Annotated in this window: 19 protein-coding genes; 8 read left to right on the top strand and 11 right to left on the bottom strand. The window is 72.8% G+C overall.

Annotation, left to right across the window (positions count from 1 at the left end; all coding sequences use genetic code 11):
- Positions 1–18 precede the first annotated feature (18 nt).
- Genes ABZU25_RS16465 through ABZU25_RS16455 form a run of 3 tightly spaced genes read left to right on the top strand, consistent with a single transcriptional unit; the run spans position 19 to position 4,546 of the window.
- Positions 19–1,014 carry a MoxR family ATPase gene (locus ABZU25_RS16465; RefSeq protein WP_355030172.1) on the top strand — a complete coding sequence of 332 codons (996 nt, stop codon included), beginning with the start codon at positions 19–21 and terminating at the stop codon, positions 1,012–1,014.
- A 14-nt stretch (positions 1,015–1,028) separates the two neighbouring features.
- The gene (locus tag ABZU25_RS16460) at positions 1,029–2,198 is read left to right on the top strand and encodes a DUF58 domain-containing protein (protein WP_355030171.1); all 1,170 of its coding nucleotides are present in this window, start codon (positions 1,029–1,031) and stop codon (positions 2,196–2,198) included.
- The gene (locus ABZU25_RS16455) at positions 2,192–4,546 is read left to right on the top strand and encodes a transglutaminaseTgpA domain-containing protein (RefSeq protein WP_355030170.1); all 2,355 of its coding nucleotides are present in this window, start codon (positions 2,192–2,194) and stop codon (positions 4,544–4,546) included. Before ABZU25_RS16460 ends, ABZU25_RS16455 begins: the two co-directional genes overlap by 7 nt.
- A 90-nt stretch (positions 4,547–4,636) precedes the next feature.
- Here ABZU25_RS16455 and ABZU25_RS16450 read toward each other — a convergent pair whose 3' ends face one another.
- Together ABZU25_RS16450 and ABZU25_RS16445 are read right to left on the bottom strand one after the other, a co-directional pair.
- Positions 4,637–5,428, bottom strand: a complete 792-nt coding sequence (locus ABZU25_RS16450; RefSeq protein ID WP_355030169.1) for an SDR family oxidoreductase — start codon at positions 5,426–5,428, stop codon at positions 4,637–4,639.
- The gene (locus ABZU25_RS16445; protein WP_355030236.1) at positions 5,425–6,408 is read right to left on the bottom strand and encodes an LLM class F420-dependent oxidoreductase; all 984 of its coding nucleotides are present in this window, start codon (positions 6,406–6,408) and stop codon (positions 5,425–5,427) included. Before ABZU25_RS16445 ends, ABZU25_RS16450 begins: the two co-directional genes overlap by 4 nt.
- Before the next feature lie 153 nt (positions 6,409–6,561).
- Between ABZU25_RS16445 and ABZU25_RS16440 the strand changes: the two genes are divergently transcribed.
- Positions 6,562–7,776 carry a low temperature requirement protein A gene (locus tag ABZU25_RS16440; RefSeq protein WP_355030168.1) on the top strand — a complete coding sequence of 405 codons (1,215 nt, stop codon included), beginning with the start codon at positions 6,562–6,564 and terminating at the stop codon, positions 7,774–7,776.
- A gap of 215 nt (positions 7,777–7,991) precedes the next feature.
- Positions 7,992–8,855 (top strand): DUF1028 domain-containing protein, encoded by an 864-nt coding sequence (locus tag ABZU25_RS16435; RefSeq protein WP_355030167.1) that lies wholly within the window; start codon positions 7,992–7,994, stop codon positions 8,853–8,855.
- 53 nt (positions 8,856–8,908) lie between these two features.
- Here ABZU25_RS16435 and ABZU25_RS16430 read toward each other — a convergent pair whose 3' ends face one another.
- Together ABZU25_RS16430 and ABZU25_RS16425 are read right to left on the bottom strand one after the other, a co-directional pair.
- A complete protein-coding gene (locus ABZU25_RS16430; RefSeq protein WP_355030166.1) occupies positions 8,909–9,577 on the bottom strand; it encodes a maleylpyruvate isomerase N-terminal domain-containing protein in 669 nt (222 codons plus the stop codon).
- Positions 9,578–9,585: 8 nt separating this feature from the next.
- Positions 9,586–10,473 (bottom strand): phosphatase PAP2 family protein, encoded by an 888-nt coding sequence (locus ABZU25_RS16425; RefSeq protein WP_355030165.1) that lies wholly within the window; start codon positions 10,471–10,473, stop codon positions 9,586–9,588.
- Between the two features lie 82 nt (positions 10,474–10,555).
- Here ABZU25_RS16425 and ABZU25_RS16420 point away from each other — a divergent pair, with 82 nt between their 5' ends.
- A complete protein-coding gene (locus ABZU25_RS16420; RefSeq protein WP_355030164.1) occupies positions 10,556–11,290 on the top strand; it encodes a DUF3159 domain-containing protein in 735 nt (244 codons plus the stop codon).
- 316 nt (positions 11,291–11,606) lie between these two features.
- Here ABZU25_RS16420 and ABZU25_RS16415 read toward each other — a convergent pair whose 3' ends face one another.
- Positions 11,607–14,513, bottom strand: a complete 2,907-nt coding sequence (locus ABZU25_RS16415; protein ID WP_355030163.1) for a glycoside hydrolase family 48 protein — start codon at positions 14,511–14,513, stop codon at positions 11,607–11,609.
- Positions 14,514–15,359: 846 nt separating this feature from the next.
- Between ABZU25_RS16415 and ABZU25_RS16410 the strand changes: the two genes are divergently transcribed.
- Entirely contained in the window at positions 15,360–16,703 is a 1,344-nt protein-coding gene (locus ABZU25_RS16410; protein WP_355030162.1) for a GH1 family beta-glucosidase, read from the top strand.
- 80 nt (positions 16,704–16,783) lie between these two features.
- On the opposite strand, the gene ABZU25_RS16405 is transcribed toward ABZU25_RS16410, so the two are convergent.
- From ABZU25_RS16405 to ABZU25_RS16395, 3 genes are all read right to left on the bottom strand, one after another.
- Positions 16,784–17,197: a roadblock/LC7 domain-containing protein gene (locus ABZU25_RS16405; RefSeq protein ID WP_355030161.1), complete on the bottom strand. Its 414-nt coding sequence runs from the start codon at positions 17,195–17,197 to the stop codon at positions 16,784–16,786.
- Positions 17,198–17,202: 5 nt separating this feature from the next.
- Positions 17,203–19,623: a nitrate- and nitrite sensing domain-containing protein gene (locus ABZU25_RS16400; RefSeq protein ID WP_355030160.1), complete on the bottom strand. Its 2,421-nt coding sequence runs from the start codon at positions 19,621–19,623 to the stop codon at positions 17,203–17,205.
- A 216-nt stretch (positions 19,624–19,839) separates the two neighbouring features.
- Entirely contained in the window at positions 19,840–21,252 is a 1,413-nt protein-coding gene (locus ABZU25_RS16395) for an FGGY family carbohydrate kinase (RefSeq protein WP_355030159.1), read from the bottom strand.
- Between the two features lie 209 nt (positions 21,253–21,461).
- Between ABZU25_RS16395 and ABZU25_RS16390 the strand changes: the two genes are divergently transcribed.
- Complete coding sequence (locus ABZU25_RS16390; RefSeq protein ID WP_355030158.1) at positions 21,462–23,381, top strand: anthranilate synthase family protein; 1,920 nt, start codon at positions 21,462–21,464, stop codon at positions 23,379–23,381.
- An 86-nt stretch (positions 23,382–23,467) separates the two neighbouring features.
- On the opposite strand, the gene wrbA is transcribed toward ABZU25_RS16390, so the two are convergent.
- From wrbA to ABZU25_RS16375, 3 genes are all read right to left on the bottom strand, one after another.
- Positions 23,468–24,085, bottom strand: a complete 618-nt coding sequence (wrbA, locus tag ABZU25_RS16385; protein WP_355030157.1) for an NAD(P)H:quinone oxidoreductase — start codon at positions 24,083–24,085, stop codon at positions 23,468–23,470.
- 282 nt (positions 24,086–24,367) lie between these two features.
- A complete protein-coding gene (locus ABZU25_RS16380; protein WP_355030156.1) occupies positions 24,368–24,736 on the bottom strand; it encodes a DUF3037 domain-containing protein in 369 nt (122 codons plus the stop codon).
- On the bottom strand, positions 24,733–25,491 hold the full coding sequence (locus tag ABZU25_RS16375) for a HipA family kinase (protein WP_355030155.1): 759 nt from the start codon (positions 25,489–25,491) through the stop codon (positions 24,733–24,735). Before ABZU25_RS16375 ends, ABZU25_RS16380 begins: the two co-directional genes overlap by 4 nt.
- Positions 25,492–25,575 lie beyond the last annotated feature (84 nt).

The raw sequence follows: 25,575 nt of genomic DNA, 5'->3' as shown, positions 1-25,575 counted from the left end.
CAAGGAGCACCGCCGACCGTGAACACCCACGAGCCGCTCACCCAGCCGGAGGTGCAGGGCTTCGCCGCCCTGGCCGCCCGGCTGGCCGAGAACGTCAACGCGGTGGTGCTCGGCAAACCGCAGGTGGTGCGGCTGGCGCTGACCGCGCTCTTCGCGCAGGGTCACGTGCTGCTGGAGGACGTGCCGGGGGTCGGTAAGACGACCCTGGCGCGGGCCATCGCCGCCACGGTGAAGGGTGAGTGGCGGCGCATCCAGTTCACGCCCGACCTGCTCCCGTCGGACGTGTCCGGGGTGACCATCTTCAACCAGGCGACCCGGGACTTCGAGTTTCATCCGGGGCCGGTCTTCGCCAACATCGTCATCGCCGACGAGATCAACCGGGCGTCGCCGAAGACCCAGTCGGCGCTGCTGGAGGTGATGGAGGAACGCACCGTCACAGTGGACGGGGTCCGGCACCCGGTGCCGTCGCCGTTCCTGGTGGTGGCCACCCAGAACCCGGTCGAGATGGACGGCACCTACCGGCTGCCCGAGGCGCAGTTGGACCGTTTCCTGGTGAAGCTGTCCGTCGGCTACCCGGACGAGGCGGTCGAGGTGGAGGTGCTGCGCGGCGCGACTCTGCGTTCCCCGGAGGCGCTCGCCCCGGTCACCGACACCGCCACCGTCGGGGAGATGGTCCGGATGGCCCAACGGGTGCACATCGCGGAGCCGCTCTACGCGTACGCGGTCCGGTTGGCCGCCGCGACCCGCACCCATCCGCAGGTGCGGGTCGGGGTCAGTCCCCGGGGTGTGATCGCGTTGACCCGTGCGGCGTGCGCGTACGCGCTGATCGACGGGCGAGGTTGGATCATGCCGGAGGATCTGAAGGCGCTCGTCGAGGCGGTGTTCGCGCATCGGTTGCTGCTGACTCCGGACGCCCAGGTGCGCGGGATGACCGCCGCCGAGGTGCTGCGCCAGGCCGTCGCCTCGGTGCCGGTGCCCCTGCCGTCGGGGCAGCCCGCTCCGGTGCAGGGCTGACCGGCAGCAGCGCGATGGGGATCACCGCCCGTGGGATCGGGCTGCTCGTCGCCGCCGTGGTGCTGCTGGGGGCGGGTTTCCGGTTCGCGTACCCCGAGTTGACGTTGCTCGGCGCGGCGGCCGGCGCGGCCGTCGGCTATGCCGCGCTGGTCGCGGCCTGGCGGCCCCGGCTGACGGTGACCCGCCACGCCGATCCGGACCGGGTGGCGCGTGGCGAGCCGGCGAGCATGACGTTGACAGTGCGCAACGCGGGCCGGCTGCGGTCGGCGAACCTGCTGGCCGAGGACCGGTGCGGGGAGCGCAGCGTGCCGGTGCCGGTGTTGCGTCTGCGGCCCGGCCGGGACACCGAGGTCCGCTACGAGGTGCCGACCCATCGGCGCGGGGTGGTGCCGGTGGGGCCGCTGCGGGTGACCCGGCGCGATCCGCTGGGATTGGTGGCGTTGGCCCGCCCGTACGGCGCGGCGGTGCCGGTCTGGGTGTATCCCCGGGTCCACCCCCTGACGGCGGTGCCGCGCGGCGCGGGGCGCAGCCTCGACGGCCGGGTGGACGGGGTGCCCCACGGCTCGATCACGTTCGACTCGTTGCGGGAGTACGTGGTCGGCGACGAGCTGCGCCGGGTGCACTGGCGGACCAGCGCCCGGGTGGGTGAGCTGATGGTGCGGGAGAACGTGGACACGAGCCTGCCGCACCTGATCGTGCTGCTTGACAATCGCGCCGTCGCGCACCCGCAGCGGGTGGGTGGGGTGGCGGAGTCGTTCGAGTCGGCCTGCGAGGCCGCGGCGTCGATCGTCACCGCCGCGCACCGCGCCGACCTGCCGGTGGTGTTGCTGTTCGCCAGCGCGGAGCCGGGCGCGCCGGGCGGGGTGCCGGACGTCGGTTCGGCGCTCGGTCCGCTGGACCGGCTCGCCGCCGCCGAACTCTCGGATGCCGACGAGGCGGTCCGCGCGGCAACCACCCGGCTGCGCCAGGACCGGCTCGGTGACACGCTGATCTTCCTGACCGGGCCGGGTGGGCGGGACGATCTGGGGCACGTCGGGGCGCTGCGTGGGGCGTACCCGTCGGTGGTGGTCGGGGTGTTCGGCGCGGCCGAGCCGACGCCGCCGGGCGCGGCCGGCCTGGTGGTGGTCGACGCGGCGGACGGCGCGCAGTTCGCCGCCGAGTGGGACGGGGTACGCCGGTGGTGACGGGCGTCGCGCGGGTGCTGCGGGCGGCGGTGGTCCCGCTGGCGCTGATCGGGTTGACCGCGCTCGCCGGGGTGGTGCTGGGCCGGGTGTACGCGGGTGACCTGCTGACCGGTCTGGTCATCGGTGCGGCGGCCGGTTCGGTGCTGGTCAGCGTGGCCGCCCGGCGGCTGCCGTCCTGGCTGGTGGCACCGGTGTCGGTGGCCGCGATGGCCGGCTGGACACTGTGGTCGCTGCGGCTGGCCGCCAACCGGGCCGAGCTTCCGGGCGGTCTGCTGGAGATCACCGGCGACGCCGCGCGCAACGGTATTCCGCGGCTGCTGACCGCGATGATCCCGGTGGAGCCCACCCCGGACACGGTGCTGGTGCCCGTGGTCGCGGCCTGGTTGGCCGGGCTGGCCGGCGCGGAGGTCGCGCTGCGCACCGGCCGGGTGCTGCTGGGCTACCTGCCGGCGGCGGGGCTCTACGCCGCCGCTCTCTACGTGGTGGGCCCGAATGCCGCCCCGGCGGTCGGGGTGACTGTGGCGTTCGTCGCGGTCGCGGCGGTTGGTCTGGCGGCCCCCACCGGCGCGGCACCGGCCGCCGCCGATCCGGCCGCCGAACTGGCCCCCCGGGTACGCGCGGCGGTGCGCCTGCGGCTGGCCACCAGCGCGGCACTCGGGGTGGCGCTGGTGGTCGGGCTGGTCGCGCTGCTCGGACCGGTCGTCGCCGATCAGGTCGACGGACGGCCGGTGGACCCGCGCCGGTACGTGGAGCCGCCGCAGGTGCAGACGCTCGACGAGAACCCGTTGATCCGGATCTCCGGCTGGGCGCTGCACCCGGAGCAGAAGCTCCTCGACGTGGGCACGGAGCGCGCCGGTGTCGCACCTCCGGCGTCCGATGGCGCCCCGCCGGAGGGCGAGCCGGCCGGCGACGCGGGTGGCGGTGTGCGGATCCGGTTGGCGGTGCTCAGCGACTACGACGGGGTGACCTGGCGGGTCGGTGCGACGTACCGCAACGCCGGGCGGATCCTGCCGGCCGCCGCCCCGCCCCGGGACAGCACTGTGGAGACGGTCCGCCAGCAGATCACCGTCGCGGAGCTGAGTGGTCGGTTGCTGCCCGCCGTGGCGACGCCCCGGGAGGTCAGCGGCGCCCGGGTGGCGTACGACCCGGCGAGCGGGACGTTGATCCGGCCGGAGGGGTTGACGCCGGGGCTGCGGTACGCGGTGACCTCCGCCGAGGCACAGCCGGACGGGAACCTGTTGGCCAGCGCGAACGTGCCCGCCGGCGAGGAGGTGGCCCGGGTGCTGCGGGTGGCCGACGGGGTGCCCGACCCGATGCGCCGGCTGGCCGCGCAGCTCGCCGAGGAGAACGGCGCCCCGTTCGCGCGGGCTCAGGCGATCGAGCAGTTCCTGGCCGAGCACTACCGGGTGGTGGCGGACGCGCCGAGTGGGCACGCGTACCCGAATCTGGGTTTCTTCCTCTTCGGGCCCCGCGCCGGCGGCGGGCAGGAGGGCACGTCGGAGCAGTTCGCCGCCGCGTTCGCGGTGCTCGGCCGGTTGTCCGGGTTGCCGACGCGGGTGGTGGTGGGTTTCCGGGCCGGCGGGCAGGGCCCGGTGCTCGCCGGTGACGCGTTCGCCTGGCCGGAGGTGCTCTTCGACGGGCTGGGTTGGGTGCCGTTCGACCCGCTGCCTCGCCCGAACGAGGAGCCGAGGCCGGTGGAGGAGGATTTCCGCCCGACACCGGAGGATCCACCGCCGTCGGAGGCGCCGGCGCCCACCGTGGAGCCGACCGCGTCACCGGAGCCGCTCGCCGACGCTGACGGGCCGCCCGACCGGGGCGGCGTGTCCACCCCGCTTTTGGTCGCTGGCGGCAGCGGTGGATTACTGCTGTTGGTGGGGGCGCTGCTGCTCACCCTGTGGGCGATGCGCCGTTCACTCACCCGCGCCCGGCTCGCGCAGGGTGATCCCGGTCAACGTATCGCCGGAGCCTGGCGGGAGGTCACCGACGCGCTGCGCCTGGCGGGACGGCCGGTCGGGGACGACCTGGCCGCCACCGAGGTGGCCGGGCACGCCCGCGAGGCCCTCGCCGAGGCCCGCGCACGCGCGAGCGGCGACGGCGCAACCGGCGACGAGCCGTCGGTCGACGAGTTGGCGGCCCTGCTCAACCAGGTGGGCTTCGCCCCCGACGCCGCAGCGGCCGACCAGGCGGCCCGCGCCGCCGAGCTGGCCACCGTCTACGTCGCCAACCTGCGCTCCGCCCGCCCCTGGTGGCGCCGACTGCTCTGGTCCATCCACCCATCCCCCCTACACCGATCCCCCCGCCCCTCCCGACCCTCCCGACCCTCCCCGGCCCCCCGGCCTCCCCGGTGATCAAGAAGTTTGCGTCACCTCCGGGCTCGTCCCTGACGCAAACCTCTTGATCACCGGTGGCAGGTTGGGGGCGGGCCGATCCGCCTCAGATCAGGTGGTCAGGCGGCGGATGAGTTTGCGCATGCCGGCCTGCCAACCGTCCGGGTCCTCGGCGCGGCGGCGGGCGTAGTCGGCGACCTCCGGGTGCGGCAGGATCAGGAAACGTTCCTCGGCCAGCCCGGCGATGGCCGCCTCGGCAACCTGGTCGGGCGTGAGCACCGCCCCGGACGCGGCGATCACCCGGGCACCGAGGTGACCCTCGACGATCCCGTCGGCGAGCATCGGCGTGTCCACCCCCTGCGGGCAGAGCGCGCTGACCCGGATGCCCCGGTCCCGGTAGGTGATGGCGAGCCACTCGGCGAAACCCACCGAGGCGTGCTTCGTCGCGGTGTACGCGGCGTCGCCCACCGCGGTCAGCACGCCCGCCGCCGAGCAGGTGTGCAGCAGGTACCCGCCACCCCCGGCGAGCATCCCGGGCAACACGGCACGGGCCGAGTAGACGTGGGCGAGCACGTTGACCCGCCACGCCCGGTCCCAGCCGGCGTCGTCGACCTCCACTCCCCCGCCGGTGGTCACCCCCGCGTTGGCACAGAACAGGTCGATCCGGCCGTAGCGCTCCTCGGTGTCGGCGACCAGGTCGCGTACCTGCTGCTCGTCGGTGACGTCGAGGGCGATGGGGTGCGCGACCGGGCCGATGCCCTCGGCCACCGCGTCCGCCGCGTCGGCGTTCAGGTCGGCGACCACCACGGCGGCGGCCCCCTCCGCGGCGAAGCGGCGGGACAGCGCCGCCCCGATGCCGCCGGCTGCGCCGGTGACCACCACGATCCGGTCGGTGAGGTTCACGCGGACGCTCCTACGGGGTCGGCCCCCAACTGGGCGATGAGGCTGAGTAGCGCGGCCGCTCCGCCGGCGGTGACCTCAGGGGTGGATAGCAGCGCCAGGATCGGCACGTCGACACCGGCGTCGACGTAACGGCGCACCTCGGCGCGGCACCGCTCCGGTGCGCCGTGCAGCACCAACGCGTCGACCACGTCGTCCGGCACCGCCGCGCTGGCGCCGCGCCGGTCACCGGCGGCCCAGGCCGCCCACATGGGCGCGAGCGCCTCGTCCCGGCCGAGCCAGCGGTGGAACTCGGCGTACGCGCCGACGGTGAGGTAGCTGGTGATGAGCCGGCGGCCCAGCGCTCGGGCGTACGCGGCGTCCTCGGTGGGGCAGACGAAGATCCGGGCGGCGACCTCGAAGCCGGCGCGCCGCTTGCCCACCTCGGCGAGGGCACGTGGCACATCGTCGGCGCTGAGCCAGTTGAGGATGACGCCGTCGGCCTCCGTACCGGCCAGCCGGAGCATCCCCGGGCGCAGTGCGGCCAGCAGGATCGGTGGTGGCACCGCCGGCGGTTGCTCCAGCGTGAACCGGCGGATGGTGAACGTGTCGTAGGCCTCGTCGACGGTCTCGCCCCGCAGCGCGGCGCGCAGGAAGCGCAGCACGTCGCGGGTGCGGCGGAACGGTTCGTCGAACGGCACGGCGTTCCAGTCCCGCACGAGCACTGGTGAGGACGCGCCGATGCCGAGGGCGAACCGGCCCGGCGCGGCCTCGGCCAGCGCTGCCGCGCTCATCGCCAGCAGCCCGGGACCTCTCGTGAAGACCGGTGCGATCGCGGTGCCCAGCCGCAGCCCCGGCTGCCAGGCCGCGGCGAGCGCCAGCGGGGTGAACGCGTCGGTCCCGGCGACCTCGGACGACCAGACGTCGGTGAACCCGGCCCGGTCGAGGGCCGCGTAGGCCGCGTCGTGGTGCGCCAGTGCGATCCCGCCCAGCGGCACCGTCATGCCCCATCGATTCGTCACCGATCGATCGTGCCCGTTGACGAGGGCACGGGCAAGATCCCCGGGTTGGGCAGAATCGCCGGTTCCCGGCCGACCGTGCCGGTGCGGATGCTACGACTTCGAGGTGGACCGGACCAACGGCACAGGCCGCTGACCATGGGTTCCAGGGCAGCGGGGCACCTGGAGCCGGCCAAGCGCGACCCGGGCCGGGCGACCTTCCTCGAGCTCTTCTTCGACCTGGTGTACGTCTTCGCGCTCACCCGGATCTCGGCCCGCGCGTTCGAGGATCTGACCGACGGGCCGGCTCGGGAGCACGCCAGGGCGGCGGTCACCGGGAGTGGCAAGACGTTGTTGCTGCTGCTCGCGCTCTGGTCGGTCTGGCAGGGCACCGCGTGGACGACAAGCCGCTACGACCCGTACCGGGTGCCGCTGCAGACCGTGGTGATCACCGCGTTGGTGTGCAGCATGCTGATGGGGGTGGCGATCCCCCGGGCGTTCAGCGAGACCGCGCTGATGTTCGCGGTGGCGTACGTGGTCGCGCAGCTGACCCGGCCGTTGATCCTGTCGATCGCGCTGGGCGCCCACCCGTACCGCCGGCTGAAGGTGCGCATGGCGGTGGTGTTCGCGTTCAGCGGGGTGTTCTGGATCAGTGGCGCGATGATGACCACCAATGTGCAGGTGGTGCTCTGGTCGGCGGCGCTGGTGATCGAGTACCTGGCTGCCCGCTGTGGCTGGCCGGTGCCGGGGCTGGGCCGCTCGACAGTGTCGAAGTGGGAGATCGCCGGGGAGCACCTGGCCGAGCGGTACCAGCAGTTCTTCCTCGTCGCGCTGGGCGAGACGATCCTGGTGGCGGGTTTCGCGTACAGCATGGGGCCGTACGAGTCGGGGCACGTGTGGGCGTTCGCGCTGGCCCTGGCCACCTCGATCATGCTGTGGCGGATCTACGTCCAGCGGGCTGGGCGGATCCTGGGCGAGGCGGTGGTGAAGGCCCGGCACCCCGCCAACATCGGCCGCTCGGCCGCCGACACCCACCTGCTGATGGTGATCGGCCTCGCCGCCACCGCGATCGGTTATGAGCTGATCATCGAGCATCCGTTGGAGACGATCCCCGGCGCCTGGTTGGCCATGGTGCTCGGTGGGCCGGCGTTGTTCCTGGCCGGCCGGGCCCGCCTGGAGTACGAGGTGTTCGGGCGGGTCTCCCCGTCCCGGTGGGTTGCTCTCACGGTGCTGGTGGCGGCGTCGGTGCCACTGCTGCACCTGCCCGGTGTGGTCGCGACCGCGGCCGGGGTGGTGGTGTTGGTCGCGGTCGCGGTCGTCGACGCCCGCCGGGCGCACGGTGCCCCACCGGAGCCCGCCGCGCCACCGTTCTGAGCCAACACGGTACGACGGTGCTCCGCCCAGGCGGGTCTAGGGCCTGTGTCAAAGCCCCTGGCCGGCCTGCGGCGGGCCCAGACGACGACCGGCCGCGTTGGATATTCGTCCGGATACAACACCGGTATCCGGACGAATATCCGCCTTGCCGGACCGCCGCCTGGACTCCGCCTCGGCTCGACCGAGGACTTTGACACAGGCCCTAGTCTCGGCGGGTGACCTTCTCGCTTGTCGCCCGCTCCACCGACGGTCGCCTGCACGGCGTCGCCGTCGCCAGCAAGTTCCTCGCCGCCGGGGCGCTGGTGCCGGCCGCCGCCGCCGAGGTCGGCGCACTGGCCACCCAGGCGCACGTCAACCTCGCCTACCGTCCGCAGGGCCTCACCCTGCTGCGCACCGGGGTGGCCCCGGCCGACGTGGTGGCCGGGCTGATCGCCGCGGACCCCGAGCGGGAGCACCGCCAGCTCGGCGTGGTGGGCGTCAACGGTTCGGGTGCCACCTGGACCGGACCGGCCTGCCACCCGTGGGCGGGCGGGCGGACCGGCGACGGGTGGGCCGCCCAGGGCAACGTGCTCACCGGCCCGGAGGTCGTCGACGCACTGGGCGACGCCTGGCTGGCCGGGTCGGCGCTGCCGTTCGCCGAGCGGCTGGTCGCGGCGTTGCGGGCCGGCGACGAGGCCGGCGGTGACCGGCGGGGCCGGCAGAGCGCCGGCCTGCTGGTGGTGGAGCGCGGCGGTGGGTACGGCGGCACCAGCGACGTGCTTGTCGACCTTCGGGTGGACGACCACCCGGACCCGGTCGCCGAGCTGGGTCGGCTGCTCGCCGTGCACACCATGCTGTTCAGCCGGCCCGACCCGGTCACCCTGCTCGACCTGAGCGGCGCTGTCGCCGACGAGGTGGCGACGTTGCTCGCCGCGCTGGGCCACCCGGTGGCCGACGGCGGCACCGAAGCGGCGTTGGTCTCCTGGGCGGGGTTGGAGAACCTGGAGGAGCGGCTGGTGCCGGGGCGGATCGACCCGGTGGTGCTGACCCACCTGCGCGGCGTCGCCCCGCACGTCCCCGCGCCCCGCTCCGCGAGCTGATCGCCAGCGACCAGTCCCCGGGCGACACCGCCTCCTTCGGAGATCCGCGTGCGTCAGCGGCCGAAGGCGAGCCAGCGGAAGCCGGCAGCGTCGATCGCGGACTGCTCCGAGGCGGTCAGCGCCGCCCGGCCGGTGGTCTTGCGGATCACTGTCAGCTGGTCCCAACCCAACCCGGGCGGTGTCGGTCGGCCCCCGGTGAGCAGGTCGGCGATCACCCCGGCCGCCGGCGGGGTGAGCCAGGGCGGCCGGCCCAGCGCGGCGGCCAGGTCCAGACCGTGTACGCCCACCTCGACGACCCGGGTCCGCAGAAACTCGGTGACGCCCATCGCGTCGCCGTGCCGCGTCCGTACGACGCGATCAGGCGGCACGGCGGCGACCGCGGCGTCGGTGGCCCGCCAGGCTCGGTCCAACTCGGTCGCCAGCGCCGCCCGGTCCACCTGCGACGCGTCGCGCCGGCCCCCGGCGATCCGGTCGGCGTCGACCTGCGGGGTGAATTTCGCAGTGCCGAAATAACCGGCCGCGTCGACCTCGGCGCGCGGCGGGGCCGGCTCGGCGAGCATGTCGGCCAGCCGGCCGACTCCGGTGCGCACGTGCGCGACCAACTCCCGCACCGTCCACGGTGGGCAGTCGGTGGGCCGGTCAAGGTCGGCGTCGACCAGCTCGGCAAGGATCTCGGTGAGCTGCGCGCACTCCGCGGAGAACGCCGCGCGCACCGGGTCCATCGGTCCGCTCAGCCCTTGACCCTGGGCACCAGCCGGTGCACGACGGTGAGCACCAACGCCATCACCACCGCCATCGTGCCGGCGATCCCGGCCGCGCTGCCCGCGTACCCGACGAACAGGGGCTGGCGGCTCAACTCGTCCGGGCCGGTGTCGCGCAGGTCGACCAACCAGGTGAGGGACAGCCCGCAGGCGACCAGGGCGAGCACGCCGCCCACCCCGAGCACCAGCGCGGCCGTCCGGTGCGCGTCGCCGGGAGCGACCTCGGCCTGCTCCCGCTGGGTGATCAGCAGGACCAGCCCGGCCACCGCCGCCCAGACACCCACCACCAGGTACGCGGCGATCGCGTCGCTGGGCCGGTGCCAGCCGGCGGAGAGCGTGGCGACGCCGGCGGTGGCGGCGTAGGCCGCGGCGAGGAAGGCACCGACCGCCCGCACCTTGGCCGGCAACACGAGCACAAGCGCGACCGCCACCGCCGCGGCCACCGTGGTGTGCCCGCTGGGCAGGCTGTTGCCCACCGCTGCGCGCTCCGGGTCGACGCCGTAGTCGGGCCGGTTCAGCCCGTACTTCAACAGTTGGGTCGAGACGTTCGCCCCGGCGATCAGGAGGGTCGCGGTGATCGCCAGGGCGATCCGTCCCCGGATCAGCGCGATGAACCCGATCATCGCGGTGGCGACCAGCAGGGAGACCACCGACATCGCGTTGAGGATGCGGTCGACGGGGCCCTCGATGGTGTCCTGCCCGATCCGGTTGCCGGTGAGGGCGACAGTGTCCACCCACTGGCCGATCTCGGTGTGCAGGGCCACCCGCCACACGGCGAAGAGGGCGGCCGCCTGGACGAGGGCCAGTACGACCAACCAGACAGCGGTCCAACCCCGTGCCGTCGCGCGCATCCGCACACCGTAGCGGCCGGTGTCGGCCGGCCGAGCGGTGGCCCGCCGCCCGCCGACGGTTAGGTTGTGCCAGAGCGAGGAGGCGGCGATGGGCGGAACACCCGAGCACGGCAGTGGCCAGGCCGCACCCGACCCGGACCAGCAGGTGGACCCCGGCCCGGGCCCTGGCGGGCGGGCGCGAGCCGAGTCGCTGGCCGACCTGTTGGGTGGGCGGGGCGGTGCCATCGACGCCACACTGCCGCCGCTCGCGTTCGCGGCGGGTTGGTTGCTGGGCGGTGAGTCGCTGTGGGGTGGGATCGGCGCGGCGTTGGCCGTTGGCGCGTTGGTGGCCGGGGTACGGCTGCGTCGGGGTGACCGGCCGCGTTCGGTGCTGATCGGTCTGCTGGCCGTCTGCGTCGCGGCGTTGATCGCGGTGCGCACCGGCCGGGCCGAGGATTTCTTTCTCATTCAGGTGTTGTCCAATGCCGCCAGCGCGCTCGCCTGGGCGGTCAGCATCGTGGTGCGCTGGCCGCTGCTCGGTGTGTTGGTGGGCGGGGTGCTGGGCCAGCGCACCCGGTGGCGGCGCGACCGGGCGCTGCTGCGCGGCTACGGCCGGGCGAGTTGGGTGTGGACGGCGACCTACCTGGTGCGGCTGGCGGTGTTCGTACCGCTGTACCTGGGTGGGCAGGTGCTCGCGTTGGTGGTGGCCCGGGTGGCTCTGACCTGGCCGCTGGTCGCCGCGGCGCTGGCGTTGAGCTGGGTGGTGCTGCGGCGGTCGTTGCCGGCCGGGCACCCCGGTCTGCGTCATCCGGTCGGCGGAGAGCCGACGGCACCGCCGGGCTGAACCGGCGCCGAGCCGGGCGGTGCGGGCAAAAAAAGTGGAGAGGCCGCCACGGGGGGAGCGGCCTCTCCGGTGACGTACGTTACTCCGTTACGGACCTCGGCGTGATCCCGTGACGGCCCGAATTTCTGGGCTTTTTCGCGGTTGGCTCCAGTCCGGGCGGTGGGGTGGGCCAGCCGATCCGCTGCGTCGGCCAGATGGCCGGCCCACCCCGGCCTGACCGTGGGTGTCAGGCCGTCCGCCGGCCAGGGTCCGTCGTTCCTCGGACCCGGGCCGGATCCCGGGGTGGGCGGTCCACGCCACCCACCCCGGGTCGTCGTCAGCCGTTCGGGAACAGGCTGCCGTAGTCGGCGTACGCCATGGCGACGTCAGCCTGTGCCCAGAACCGGTGGTAGTTGAAGCTGGGCTCCGCGCCACCGTTCAGGTACGCCTGCACCTTCGGCCAGTCCGGGTCGTTCTTGTAGAAGGACCGGAGGTCGAGGAAGCTCTTGCCGGCGGCGATGGCGTCACCGTTCGGCATCTTCCCGGTCCAGCCCGGCGGGACGTAGATGCCCTGCCCGGTGGAGGCGTTGTAGGTGTCGTCGAAGCGCCGGTAGTCGCCACGCTTCTCGGTGGTGGAGACACCCTTGGCGTCGCTGGCGGCGGAAAGCCCGTCGAGCAGACCCTTGGCGGTCGTCTTGGCCGCCGCGTTGCCCGACTTGGCCGCGTACGCGATCAGGATCCGGGCGTAGGCGGCGGCGACGCCGACGTCCTGGCCCTTGCTGATCACCTCGACGTGCAGGTTGGTGTTCGGCTGCGGGCTGGACGGGTTCCAGGTGGTCGGCTGACCGGTCCACGCCATGTCCGACGGGATCGACCAGTTGGTGCCGACGGTGGTGTTGGCGATCGCCCACGGCACCCACTTGTCCAGCAGCGCCTTGGCCTTCGCGTTGCCGGTCTGCAGGTACAGCTCGGCGATCCGCTGCATCGACCAGGCCTGCATGCCGAACCACTGGTTGGACGGCGGGTCGTTGTAGACCGGGTCGACGTCGTAGAACATGCCGTAGAAGGTGCTGGTGCCCGACGGCGGCTGGGCGTAGCTGCCGTCCCAGCTGTTGGTGGCGCCGCCGGCGATGCCACCCTCGGACGACTGGAGCCAGGTGTAGAACTCCAGTTGCCGATCGAAGCTCTTGGTCCAGTCGGCGACCGCTGTCGACGACTGCGGCTTGAGCTCCGGGGTGTTGGTCAGCGCCCAGGCCGCGAACGGGTTCTGGTAGCCGAAGTGGTTGTGGCTGGAGCCGATCCGCCAGGACCAGTTCTGGCTGGCGTCGTACGCGCCACCCCAGGCGTAGTACCAGGACAGCAGGTAGTGCGCCGAGTCCTTGCCGCTGCCGGCGGGGCAGGTGCTGGCCCCGACGCAGTTGCCGATCTTCTTGAAGTACTTGTCGAACATCGCGTACCGCAGGTAGTCACCCATCTTGGCGGCCTTCGCGATGGTGGCCGCCACATCGGCCTGCTTGCCCTGCGCCTTGGCCCAGGTCAGCGCCCAGTACGCGGCCTGCACGGCGCGGGCGTCGGCGTCCGGGGCGTTCGTGTACTTCCACTGCTTGGCGGGGGCGCCGGTGTCCTTGACGAACAGGTCGAGGTAGCCGTACTGACCGCCGTGCTTGAAGGTGTCGCAGGACGGCTGCGGGATGGTCTCCCACACCGACTCCTGGGTGCCCCGCTGGAAGGTGTTGATGAAGGCCGGCTTGGTGGTGCCGTCACCGCAGCGGCCGAAGCCGTAGGTGTTGTCGACGTCCATCAGCCAGTGCATGCCGTAGATGTCGCCGGTGCCGTAGGTGGACTGCAACTCCGCGCGGAGCGGGTCCTGCCCGACCGAGATGTTCGGGTTCAACGCCGAGGGGTACTGGCTGGGCAGGTTGTATTCCGCGGCGTACTGCGGGGTGCCGGCGGAGCCCGCGGTGGGCTGGTCGGCGTGCGACGGGATGATGTACTTCTCCATCACCGTCCAGGCGTTGTTGAACGGGGCCCAGTTCTGGGTGACCCGCCCGTAGTTCGCCTCCAGCCAGAGCCAGAAGCTGAACGCCTCCGAGGTGGTCTCGTGCCCGTGGTCGGGCGCCTCGACGATCAGCGTCTCCACCGAGTGGTACGGCACGCCCTCGGGGCTGAAGTAGCCCGAGTTCTTGATCTTGCCGTACTGCTCGAGGAACTTCGCGATGTAGGTGTTGTCGCCGCCGGGGGTGTCGTTGTCGATCTCGGTGGCGGTGACCGCCAGCGAGGCGAGGCCGGTGGCGGAGGCGGTGATGGTGGCGGCGCCACCCAGGGTGTCGGTGTCCTCCGCCGCGGCGACCGTGACGGTGACCCCGGTGTTCCAGTTGCTCGGGGTCAGCGTGGTGCTGGTCGGCGAGACCGTGACGTCGGCGTCGCCGGTGGGGGTGAGGGTGACCGGCACGCTGGCCGTCGGCGCGGCGCTGAGCTTCAGGTTGAAGGTGGAGGTGCCACCTTCGCTGACGCTCACCGCGGACGGCGTGGCGACAAGTGTCGGACCGCTGGCGGCGCCGACGGTGAACGCCTTCTCGGCCACCCCGACGCCGTTGGCGTTGTCGTACGCCTTGGCCTGGACGGTGTAGCTGCCGGCCGGCAGGTCCTCCTGCGTGTACGCGTACGGGGCGGAGGTGTCGGTGTTGATGAGCAGGCCGTTGCGGTAGAACTCGACCTTGCTGATCGTCCCGTCCGGGTCACTGGCGGTCGCGGTCAGCGGCACGTCGGCCGGCGCGGTGAACGGCCCGCTCGGCAGGCCGAGGGAGACCGTCGGCGGCTGGTTGGCCGGGGTGCCGTTGCACGGGGTGCCGTTGAGCGTGAACGAGGTGGGCTTCGGGTTGCTTCCCGCGTGGGAGCCGTTGAAGCCGATGGTGGTGGAGGCCCCGGTGCCGAGGTTGCCGTTGTACGACTCGTTGGTCGCGGTGACCTCGCTGCCGGACTGGCTGAACCTGGCCGACCAGCCCTGGGTGACCCGCTGGCTGCTGTTCGGGAAGGTCCACTTGAGCGTCCAGCTGCTGACCGCGTCGCCCAGGTTCTTGATCGTCACGTTGGCGGTGAAGCCGGTGTTCCAGTCATTGGTCGCGTAGACCACGTCGCAGGCGGGCGCGGCCTGTGCGGCGCCGGCGGGCAGGGTCACCCCGCCCGCGGCGAGCGCGACGGCAGCGATGATCGCCACTCGACGGCGTCTTGCCAGTTGTCTCATGTGCGCGGTGTCTCCTCGGACCAGGCCGGGACGGTCCCCGGCGAAGGCGCCTGCCCGCGAGGGTGGTGGTGGTCCGCGGGAGATTCGAGGCGCCGGGAAGGTGGTCTCCCCCGGGCCCGGCCGGGGTAGGGCGGTGCGGCCCGCACGGGAGGGGGTCCCGCCGGCTGCGATCGGGTGACCGTGACCGGAATCGTGCTGCCGGCTGCCCTCGGTGAACCCGCGCTCACGCGATGTGGCTCCTGTCGCGTTGAATCGACAGTCTGCCATGGAAGCGCTCCCACAACAAGCGCACACGCCACTCGTTCAGCCCGTTGTTTCGATCTCGTTTTGGGTCTTTCACAAAGCCGTGACGGGCGTTACAGTCGCAACATCGGTCGATGGGAGCGCTTCCATCGACAAGGTTCCAACAAGAAGATCGCTGAGGTCGTTTCTGACGGGCTCGGCGAACCAGCCCGAGGGCCGACGACGGGCCAGCCCGGACGCCGTCGTCAGCCATCGTCCCGCCTTATGGAGGGAGGTGGAACCAGAGCCACTCGCGTGGCCCGGCTCCCGCGCGACACGCACGGCAGGACCCAAATCTCGCCCGTGTGTGTGCAGTTACGGTGGGGACGGGGGTTGCCCTCCCCCGTCCCCACACTAAACCCCCGTACACGATGGGAAAAGAGGCCGACGGGACAGGCGCGCCGCGCCGCCCGGCCGGCCTCGTTCGCTGTCTGGGGCCCCCAACCGCCTCGACCCGCCATCGCCGGCCGCCATGACGGCCCGCTGACCGGGCCGGCCGCCCCTGGCCTATTCTGGGAGCGCTCCCGAATCTCGGCGGTGGCCCCGTATCCATGAGGAGAATCCATGTCGATACCTACCGGGCCCGCCGGCCCACTGCGCTTCCCCGACAACTTCGGCTGGGGCGCGGCCACCTCGGCGTACCAGATCGAGGGCGCCGCGAAGGAGGACGGGCGCGGCGAGTCCGTCTGGGACACCTTCAGCCGCGTCCCGGGCAGCACCCGCAACGGCGACACCGGCGACGTGGCCGCCGACCACTACCACCGGTACGCCGAGGACCTCGACCTCATGCGCGACCTCGGGCTGCGCAGCTACCGCTTCTCCATCTCCTGGCCCCGCATCCAACCCGACGGCAGCGGCCTGCCCAACCAGCGCGGGCTCGACTTCTACCGCCGGCTCATCGACGGCCTGCTCGAGCGTGGCATCACCCCGATGGCGACCCTGTTCCACTGGGACCTCCCGCAGGCACTACAGGACGCCGGCGGCTGGGAGTCGCGCGACACCGCCCACCGCTTCGCCGACTACGCCGACGTGGTCTTCCGCGCCCTGGGCGACCGGGTGCCGGCGTGGCTCACCATCAACGAACCCAAGACCGTGGTGCAGAACGGCTACCTCACCGGCCACCACGCCCCCGGCCGGCAGGACCCGGACGCCGCCTACCTGGTCGCCCACCACCTGCAACTCGCGCACGGGCTCGCCGTCGGCACGCTGCGGGCCAGCGGCAGCGACAGCCGGATCGGCCCCGCGCTCAACCTGCACCCCTGCTACCCCGCCGACGACTCCGCGCAGGCCGCCGCCGCCGCCCACCTCTACGACGGCTACGAGAACCGCCTCTACCTCGACTCCCTGCTCAGGGGCAGCTACCCGGAGGACCTGCTGGCCGACCTGGGCCCGCAGAGCCGGATGGTCCAGGGCATCCGCGACGGCGACCTGAAGATCATCTCGGCGCCCGTCGATCTGCTGGCCGTGCAGTACTACACACCGATCTACGTCACCGGCGACGGCAGCACCGTGCGACGCTGGGCGACCTCCGAGGCCGAGTGGCAGCAGATCTACCCCGAGGGGATGTACGACCTGCTGACCCGGGTCACCCGCGACTACGGCCCGATCCCCCTCACCATCACCGAGAACGGCCTGCCCACAGCGGACACGCTTGCCGCGGACGACACCGTCCACGACGCGGGCCGGATCAGCTTCCTGCGCGACCACCTCACCGCCGTGCACCGGGCCATCGCCGCCGGGGTGCCACTGGAGAGCTTCCACGTCTGGTCACTACTTGACAACTTCGAGTGGGACGCGGGATACGACCAGCGCTGGGGGCTTGTCTACGTGGACTACCCGACCCAGCGGCGGGTGCTCAAGAGCAGCGCCACCTGGTACCGCTCCGTCATCACCGACGGCGGCTTCTGAGCGGGCCGCCACCCGGAATGCCGGGCCCGGACGGCTCGGCTCGGGTGAGCCGGCGACCGTCCGGGTCCCGGACCGGCCGGTCAGCGGGGCAGCGCCTGCTGCAGCTCCGCTCGCAGCGCCGGGGTGAGCATCTCCCCCGCCTGCTTGGCCAGCCGGGCCATCTCGTAGCCCACCACACCGATGTCCGCGTCCCCGGCCGCCAGCGTGGCCAGAATCGAACCGTCGCGGATCTGCATGACCAGGAAGTAGCCGCGGCCCATCTCGACCACCGTCTGCTTGACGACATCCCCGTCGAACAGCTGCGCCGCGCCCGCCGTGATGCTCATCAGCCCGGACGTCACCGCCGCGAGCTTGTCCGCGTTGTCGCGGGGCAGGTGGTCGGAGATCGCCACCAGCAGCCCGTCCGAGGAGACCACCACCGCGTGCGCCACGCCCGGCACCCGGTCCGCGAACGCGCTCACCAGCCAGCTCAGGTCACGCGCTTCCTGGCTCAACGTCGTCACTGTCGTCGTCCCCCTTCGTCGTGCCCCCCGGACGGTGGCGCGGGTATCTCGGTGGTGTCCTCGGCCTCGGCGCGCCGTACCCCGCTGTAGAGCCGGGAGAGCATGCCGCTGACCGCTTCCGGGTCCAGGTCGACGCGGTTCGGCGCCGAGGTCGGTTGTGCCGTACGGGTGACCGCGCTCAACTGCGCCATCGGCACCCGCACCGGCAGCCCCCGCTCGTTCGTGCCGCCGGTCACCGGAATGGCCGGCGGCGCCGCCGCCGCGGGCACCGCCGGCGCGGACGGGCCCTGCCGCGACCACCAGCCCGCACCGCCGCCGGGAGCGCCGGGCGAGGTCAGCACATCCGCGGAGCGCACCGGCACCGGACGGGCCTGACGCGGCACGGCCACCCCCGGCCGCCGGCCGGCCACCGGCAGGTCCCTGGCGCCGAAGCCCGGCCCCGGGGCACCTGCCTCCCGGGCACCCCCGGGCTGCACGGTCATTCCCCGCGTGGCGCTCGTCGCCAGCATCCGGGCCGGCGCGGGTGGATCCAGCTCCACCGCGCCCGCCGGCGCCAGCAGCACCGCGGGCAGCACGAGCCGGGCGACCAGGCCGTCCTGGCCCCCGTCGAGGCGCACGCCGACGCCCAGCCGGGCGGCCAGGTGGCTGACCACGAACAGACCCATCCGCTCCACCGCCGCGACATCCGCGGCCGGCGGGCTGGCCAGCACCGCGTTCGCCTCGGCCAGCGCGGCCGGGCTCATGCCAAGCCCACTGTCGACTATCTCGATCAGCGCGGTCACCGCCTCGACCCTGGCGGTCACCACCACGAGGGTGTCCGGGCGGGAGAAGGCAGTGGCGTTCTCCAGCAGCTCGGCCAACAGGTGCACCAGCTCGCCGACGGCGTGCCCGACCACGTACACGTCGGCCACCGACTCGATGCGGACCCGCTGGTACTGCTCGATCTCCGCGGCGGCGGCCAGCAGCATCGAACCGATGCCGACCGGCCGGTTCCACCGCCGGGTCGAATCGGTGCCGGCGAGCACCAGCAGACTCTCGTCGTTCCGGCGCATGCGAGCGGCCAGGTGGTCGAGCTTGAACAGGTTCTCCAACTGGTCCGGGTCGCTCTCCTCACGCTCCAGGTCGTCAAGCAGCTCCAGTTGGCGTTCCACAAGCACCTGGCTGCGGCGGGCCAGGTTGACGAACATCGCGTTGACGTTGCGCCGCATGAGCGCCTGCTCGACGGCGACGGTGACCGCGCTTCGGTGCACCGCCACGAACGCCTCGGCCAGCTCACCGATCTCGTCGAGCGAGCGGACCACCGCCGGCGCGACGTCGATGCCGGGCACCCCACCGGTGACGGTCTTCAAACGGTCCAGCGCGTCCGGCAGCTCGACCTGCGCGATCCGGAGCGCCTGACTGCGCAGCAACCGCATCGAACGGGCCACCGACCGCCCGACGAGCAACGAGATCAGCAGGGCGACAAGCAGGACCACGACGACTCCGCCGACGACCAGCAGGGTGGTCCGTAGCTGACCGTCGCTGGCGTCGTCGGCCTGGCGCACCGCGTCGTCCAGCACCCCCGCCTCAAGCTGGCGCAGCAGGTCCTGGCGCTGCTGACTGGCCCCCCACCACTGCTCCGACGGCAGCACCTCCGGCGCCGCGTCGCCGGCCGGCAGGCTGCGTTCCTCCAGCCGCGTGGCGAGCAGGAACGCCGGGTTCACAGTGGTCTCGTCGTAGCGGCGGATCTGGTCGTTGGTCGCGGCCACCCGGAACGCGCCGAGCGCTGTCAACTGTTGGGCGCGCAGATCCGCGAGGAGCACCCGGTCCTCGGTGCCGTACCCACCGGCACGGGCGGCGGCGTAGAGCTGGGCGCGGACCCGGGAGGAAAGCTCCTTGACCCGGGCCAGCTGCACATAGCGCAGGACCGCGTCGTTCAACGCGGGCTGGTCCTGACCAGGGGTCGGCTCGGCGAGCAGGTCGAGCATCGCACCGATCGCCCGGTAGTAGTTGCTCAGGATCGTATCGCTGCTGAGCACCGCCGGCGGGACCGCCGGCCGGATGTCGACGACCTGCTCGTACGCCTCCAACGCCTCGGAGAAGGCGACCCGCCAGGACGCGTCGGCGTCCGCGAGCGGCTCGGCGGCCCGACGCAGATCCACGATGGCCCGGTCGGTCGCCGTCTGTAACGGCTTGAGGTTGGTCACCGCGGTTTCCCGGTCGCCGCCCCTGCGCAGCTCACCCAGCTCCCCCGCCGAGCGGTCGCGCTCCTGCTGGAGCTGGTGCACCACTGTGGTGATCTGCCGACCGATGCCGACCTGGCGGGAGAAGTCGTTCAACGCTGTCGTCCGCCCCACCAAGGCGCTGGTCTGCACCCCGGCGAGCACCAGGAACGCCATCGACGGCACCATCAGCACTGTCGCGAGCTTCGTGCTCATCCGCCAGTCCCGCAACCGGAACGGTGACCGACGTCGATGCGGAACAACTCGGACGTCGAAGCGGCGTCGGCGGTGGTTCGACACCGTGCCGTTCGCCGGGTCGGAACCCACCGCCACCCTGCCTCCTCGGTCCTACCGCGTCCACCGCGGTCCGGGGAGCGCAGTCCATCCAACCAGGCTCGGGAGCTCTGTCAACGGCCCGGGCGACGCGGAGGTTCAGGAAGGATACTGCGGGTGGGAACGTCCTGCCGTGGTCGGCAAAACCAGCTCGTCCGTCCGGCCGATGTCGGCGAGCTCGATCGCGGCTCCGAACCGACCCAACGCCACAAGTGCCGCGCCGGTGGCACCGATCTCCGGGTTGCGTTGGTGCGACACCGGCCGCGGCGCCAGCGCGGCGGCGAAGGCCTGCCGCCACCACACCGAGGCGGCCACCGCACCCCCGCCCAGCACCACACCGACCGGCTTGTCGATCGTGGACTCCAGCACCACCAGATCCTCGGCGACCAGCTCACACAGCCCCTGCATCAGCCCGGCCAGGATGTCCACCGAGGTGGTGCTGAAGCTGAGCCCCCGGAGCTGCCCGCTGCCCGCCGGCGCCAGGCCGGGCGGCCGGTCGCCACCGAAGCGGGGGTCGGCCGGTCGGCCACCGCCCGACGGCACCAGCGCCAGCGCCGCGTCCAGCTCAGCGCCCTGGGGCAACCGCAGCTCCCGATTCGCCCAGGCGAACAGGTTGCCGCCGCAGGCGTACGCCGCGCCGGTGACAACGTGGTCGTGGTCGACCCGGTAGCGCCACAGTCGCTCGGGGAGCCGAGGCATCGGTTCGCCGGCCGGGATCCGCTGCATCAGCCGTACCGCCGCCGAGGTGCCCACGGTGACGGCGGCCCGACTCGGATCGACGCAGCCCGAGCCGACGTTCGACGCCCCGCCGTCGCCCACCGGCGGTGACCACCGGGCCTGCGCCAGCTGCGGCCACCGGCGGGCCAGGTCGGCCCGGAGCCGGCCGTGCCAGTCCAACTCGCCGAGGGCCGGCAGGTCCCCTGGCCGCGCGCCGGCCAGGGTCAGCGCCTCCTCGTCCCAGCGCAGGGTGCGCAGGTCCAGCAGACCGGTCCCGGAGGCCTGGGACACCGACATGGGCGCGGCGTCGAGCAACTCGCCCAGCACGTACTCGGGCAGGCCGACGAACCGGGCGATCGGGCTGCCGGACCGCTCGCGCAGCCAGGGCAACCGCATCGACCAGTACGAGCGGTGCCACCAGCAGCCGGTGCGCTGGTGGAAGCCGTCCGGGTCGGCCGGGCCGGCCGTATTGCCGACCGGCGCGGGCCGGGTGTCCAACCAGGTGACCACCGGGCCCATCGGAGCGCCGTCGCGGTCGAGCGGGAGCACCGAGTGCCACTGGGCGGAGACCGCCACCAGGTCGACGTCGTGCAGGTGCCCCGCGTCGGCCAACTCGTCGAGGCAGTCGATCAGACAGGCGAGGTAGCCGGGGCCGGACAGCGTGCCGGTGCCGTCGTCGCCGATGGCGAGGTCGACCTTGCGCCGGGCCAGGGCACCGGGCAACGGACGGCTGTCCCCGTCCAGCACGAGCCCGCGTACCGAGGAGGTACCCAGATCGAGCGCGAGAATGTTCATCGCCGGTCAAGTTACCCGGTGCCAGGCGGGCGCCGGGCGCGTAGGGTGGATCACATGCTCGCGCATCTGACCTGCTGGTGGCCCGCCAACCCGGCGGCCACCTTCCGCGCGTAGCTCCATCCACGCGGCCGCCATCGAGGCGGCCGCCGGTTCTCCCCGGCCCGGATGGCCGCCTCGACACCGCGGCGCCCGGCCCCACGGAGACTTCGATGACCCACCTGACCGACCTGCTCACCGCCGTGACCAGCGGCGCCGACCCGGGCCCGTTCGCGCTGCTGCGCCGCGACGGCGCGGACGAGTTGGAGTTGTTCACCGGCCCCGTCGACACCGTCGACCGCCTCGCCGACATTCCGCTGCCGTCGGGCACGCCCGGAGCGCGGACGCTGGCCCTGGTGCCGTACCGCCAGATCACCGAACGCGGCTTCGCCTGCGTCGACGACGGCGCCCCGCTGGAGTGCCTCCAGATCCGCGAGCATCGGCGGATCGCGCTGGCCGACGCCCTGGCCACGCTGCCCGACGAACCGGTCCGCACCACCGACGCCGCCTTCGACGTCACCGACGAGGAGTACGCCCGGACCGTGCAGCGGGTGCTCGCCGAGGAGATCGGCCGCGGCGAGGGCGCGAACTTCGTCATCCACCGCGCCCTGCACGCCACCGTGCAGGGCCGACCACTGGTGGCCGCGCTGGCCACGCTACGCCGGTTGCTGGTCGCCGAACGCGGCGCGTACTGGACGTTCGTCGTGCACACCGGCACCCGGACGCTTGTCGGTGCCAGCCCGGAGCGGCACGTGAGCGTCGACGACGGGCTCGTCATGATGAACCCGATCAGCGGCACCTTCCGATCCGGTGGTGGCACTGCGGACCGGGCGGCACTGCTGCGCTTCCTCGCCGACCCGAAAGAGGTCGAGGAGCTGTACATGGTGCTCGACGAGGAGCTGAAGATGATGGCCACCGTCGCCGAGGACGGCGGTCAGGTGATCGGCCCGTACCTGAAGGAGATGTCGCACCTGGCGCACACCGAGTACCTGCTGGCCGGACGGGGCACCCGCGACGTGCGGGAGGTGCTGCGCGAGACGATGTTCGCCCCGACCGTGACCGGCAGCCCGATGGAGAACGCCTGCCGGGTGATCGCCCGACACGAGCGTCGGGGCCGGAGCTACTACGCCGGTGTGCTCGCCCTGCTCGGCCACGACGAGGCCGGTCGGCAGACGCTGGACGCGCCGATCCTGATCCGTACCGCCGAGATCTCCCCCACCGGCCACCTGCGGGTGCCGGTGGGCGCCACCCTGGTCCGGCACTCGACGGCGGCCGGCGAGGTGGCGGAGACGCACGCCAAGGCCGCCGGTGTGCTGGCCGCGCTCGGCCTCGGTCCGGCGGCGTCCGCCAGCGGCGGCTCCGTCGCGCGGCTGGCCGACGACCCGGAGGTACGCGACGCGCTGGCCGCGCGCAACGCGCCGCTGGCGCGGTTCTGGTTGGACCAGCGGGCACCGGACGCGTCCCGGTTGCCGGGCCTGGTCGGCCGCCAAGCGTTGATCGTGGACGCGGAGGACACCTTCACCGGGATGCTGGCCCACCAGCTCGGCGCGCTGGGCCTCGCGGTGAGCCTGCGACCGTGGCACGCGGGTGGCCCCGTCGACGACTACGACCTGGTGGTGGTCGGTCCCGGGCCGGGCGACCCGGGCAGCCTGGACGAGCCGAAGATGGTGGCGCTGCGGGAGTTGCTGACCGAGCTGCTGGCGACCGGCCGTCCCACCCTCGCGGTCTGCCTCGGCCACCAGGTGCTGGCCGGGCTGCTGGGGCTGCCCCTGCACCGCCGGAAGGCGCCCTACCAGGGCATGCAGCGGGAGGTGTCGCTGTTCGGCCGGGCCCGCCGGGTCGGGTTCTACTCCACGTTCACGGCACGCGCGGACGCGGACCGGCTGACCAGCGCGTACGGGCCGGTGGAGCTGGCCCGGGACGCGGGCGACGGCGCCGTGCACGCCCTCCGGGGGCGTGGCTTCGCCGGGGTGCAGTTCCACCCGGAGTCGGTGCTCAGCCCGGACGGGCTCGCGGTGCTGACCGAGCTGCTTACTGATCTGCTGCCGGCACCACGCGCCGACGAGCTGTCCGCCACGGGCGGGCGCGCATAGCCGTCCCGTCACCGGGTAGGGCTGATGCGACCGGTGGCGTGGACGGGCCGAGAGCCCCCGCCCGTGCCACCGGTCGCCTCCAGCCGTCAGCCGGCCAGGCCCGCCTTCAACGCGGATCCGAGCAGCACCGCACGTCGGGCGGTGAGCGCGCAGGCCCCGAGTGCCACGGCGTCCGGGGCGATCTCGCCGTTGTTGCTCGTGTGCGAGGCACCGTACGGGTTGCCGGCGATGAACTGGCTGGTGTCGGTGTAACCGGGGGCGACCACGACGCCACCCCAGTGGTAGAAGACGTTGAAGAGCGAGGTCAACGTGGTTTCCTGCCCACCGTGCGCGGTCGCCGTCGAGGTGAAGGCGGCGTAGACCTTGTTGGCCAGCGCACCCTGTGCCCAGAGCGGGCCGGTGGTGTCGATGAACTGCTTCAGCTGGGCGGCGACCATGCCGTACCGGGTCGGTGCGCCCATGATCACCACGTCGGCCCAGGCCAGGTCGTCGACCATCGCTTCGGGCACATCCTGGGTCTCCAGATGGTGCGCCTGCCAGCCGGAGTTGGAGCGAATCGCCTCGTCCGGCGCCAACTCGCGGACCTTGCGCAGGCGCACGTCGGCGCCGGCATCTCCGGCGGCCTCGCAGACGGCCTGCGCCATCTGGTACGTGATGCTGGTGGCGCTGTAGTAGATCACCGCTACCTTGATCTGGGCAGCCATCAGATGTCCCCTTCTCGTCTCGGGTCAGCTCCCGCGACTACCCGGTGGGCGTGACCTCTAACGGCAGGGCGCGCGGACCCCTGTTCTGGTCCGCCGGCTCAAGTTTTCCGCAACTTCCCGACCGTTTCGGCTCCGCGACCCTTACGGACGGCGATCCTGATGCCACCGGTGCCGGCGGGAACCAACCGCCGCCCCGCACCGAGCACCTGAACGGGGGATCGCGCTCCGCCAGCAACGGAGCTGGCGCAGCGCGATCAGGGGCCCGACCCCAGCTGCCGCCGCTCAGCGGACCAGGGCTGCCATCAACCGATCCAATTCGGCCGCCGGGTCGACGGTGAGCCCGGTGTGCACCGGCCCGGCCTGGATCATCGTGCTGCGCGGAGCGGCCAGCCAGTGGAACCGCTCACCGAGCCGCATCCGGGTCGCCGGCCCGTCGCCGGAGCAGGTCCGGTCCCAGGAGGAGAGCACCGCGGCCACCGCCGGCAGATCGACGTCCGGCGCCAGCACGCGGACCCGCTCGGCGTCCAGGTGCGTACGCGCGGCCAGGAAGTCGCGCTGTTGGCAGTAGAGCAACACCCCGACGTTGATCTGTTCGCCGCGCTCGATGCGCGGCACCAGCCGGATCAGCGCGTACTCGAAGGGGTGCCTCATGCCGCGCTCCCCTGCGGCAGCCAGTCGGCGGTGCGGGCGACCCGGCGGGACAGATGTTCCAGGTACGCGGCGCGAGCGGCGTCGGCCGTCTCGAAGTCGGCGGCGGTCAGCCACTCCCCCGGCACGAGCGCCAACACCTCGGTGAGCAACTCCGGGGTGATCCGGGGAGCCAACTCGGCGTCGGCCTCGGCCAGCCGGGAGGCGTACGGCGCAAGCACGTGGTCGTCAGCTCGGTAGGCACGGTGCACTGCCGCCTCGGCTCGCGGCCAGTTGTGGTGGAAGTACAGCGCGGCCCCGTGGTCGATCAGCCACAACTCCCGGTGCCAGATCAGCAGGTTGGGGTTGCGCCAACTCCGGTCGACGTTCTCCACGTACGCGTCGAACCAGAGCACCCGGGAGGCCAGCGCCGGGTCGACGGGGTGCGCCAGCGGGTCGAAGCCCAGCGCCCCGGGCAGGAAGTCCATCCCCAGGTTGGCCCCGCCGCTGTTGCGCAGCAACTCCTGCACCTCCTGGTCGGGCTCGGCTCGCCCGATGACCGGGTCGATGTCGAGCACGACCAGTGGAGGCACCCGCAGCTCCAGACGGCGGGCCAGCTCACCGCAGATCACCTCGGCGATCAGCGCCTTGGGTCCCTGGCCGGCACCGCGGAACTTCGCCACGTACGTGCCCAGGTCGTCGGCCTCCACCACGCCCGGCAGCGACCCACCCTCGCGCAGCGGGGTGACATAGCGGATCGCGGTGACCTGGCGGAGCACGCCGCCCACCCTACTGTGGCAGGCCGTGACGGGTCGCGGCCCGGCCGGCACCGGGTGAGCGCGATGCCTCCGGGTCGTCGTGAC

Source organism: Micromonospora sp. NPDC005215, assembly GCF_040607915.1.
Taxonomy (GTDB): domain Bacteria; phylum Actinomycetota; class Actinomycetes; order Mycobacteriales; family Micromonosporaceae; genus Micromonospora.
This window is presented reverse-complemented; position numbering and strand designations above follow the sequence as displayed.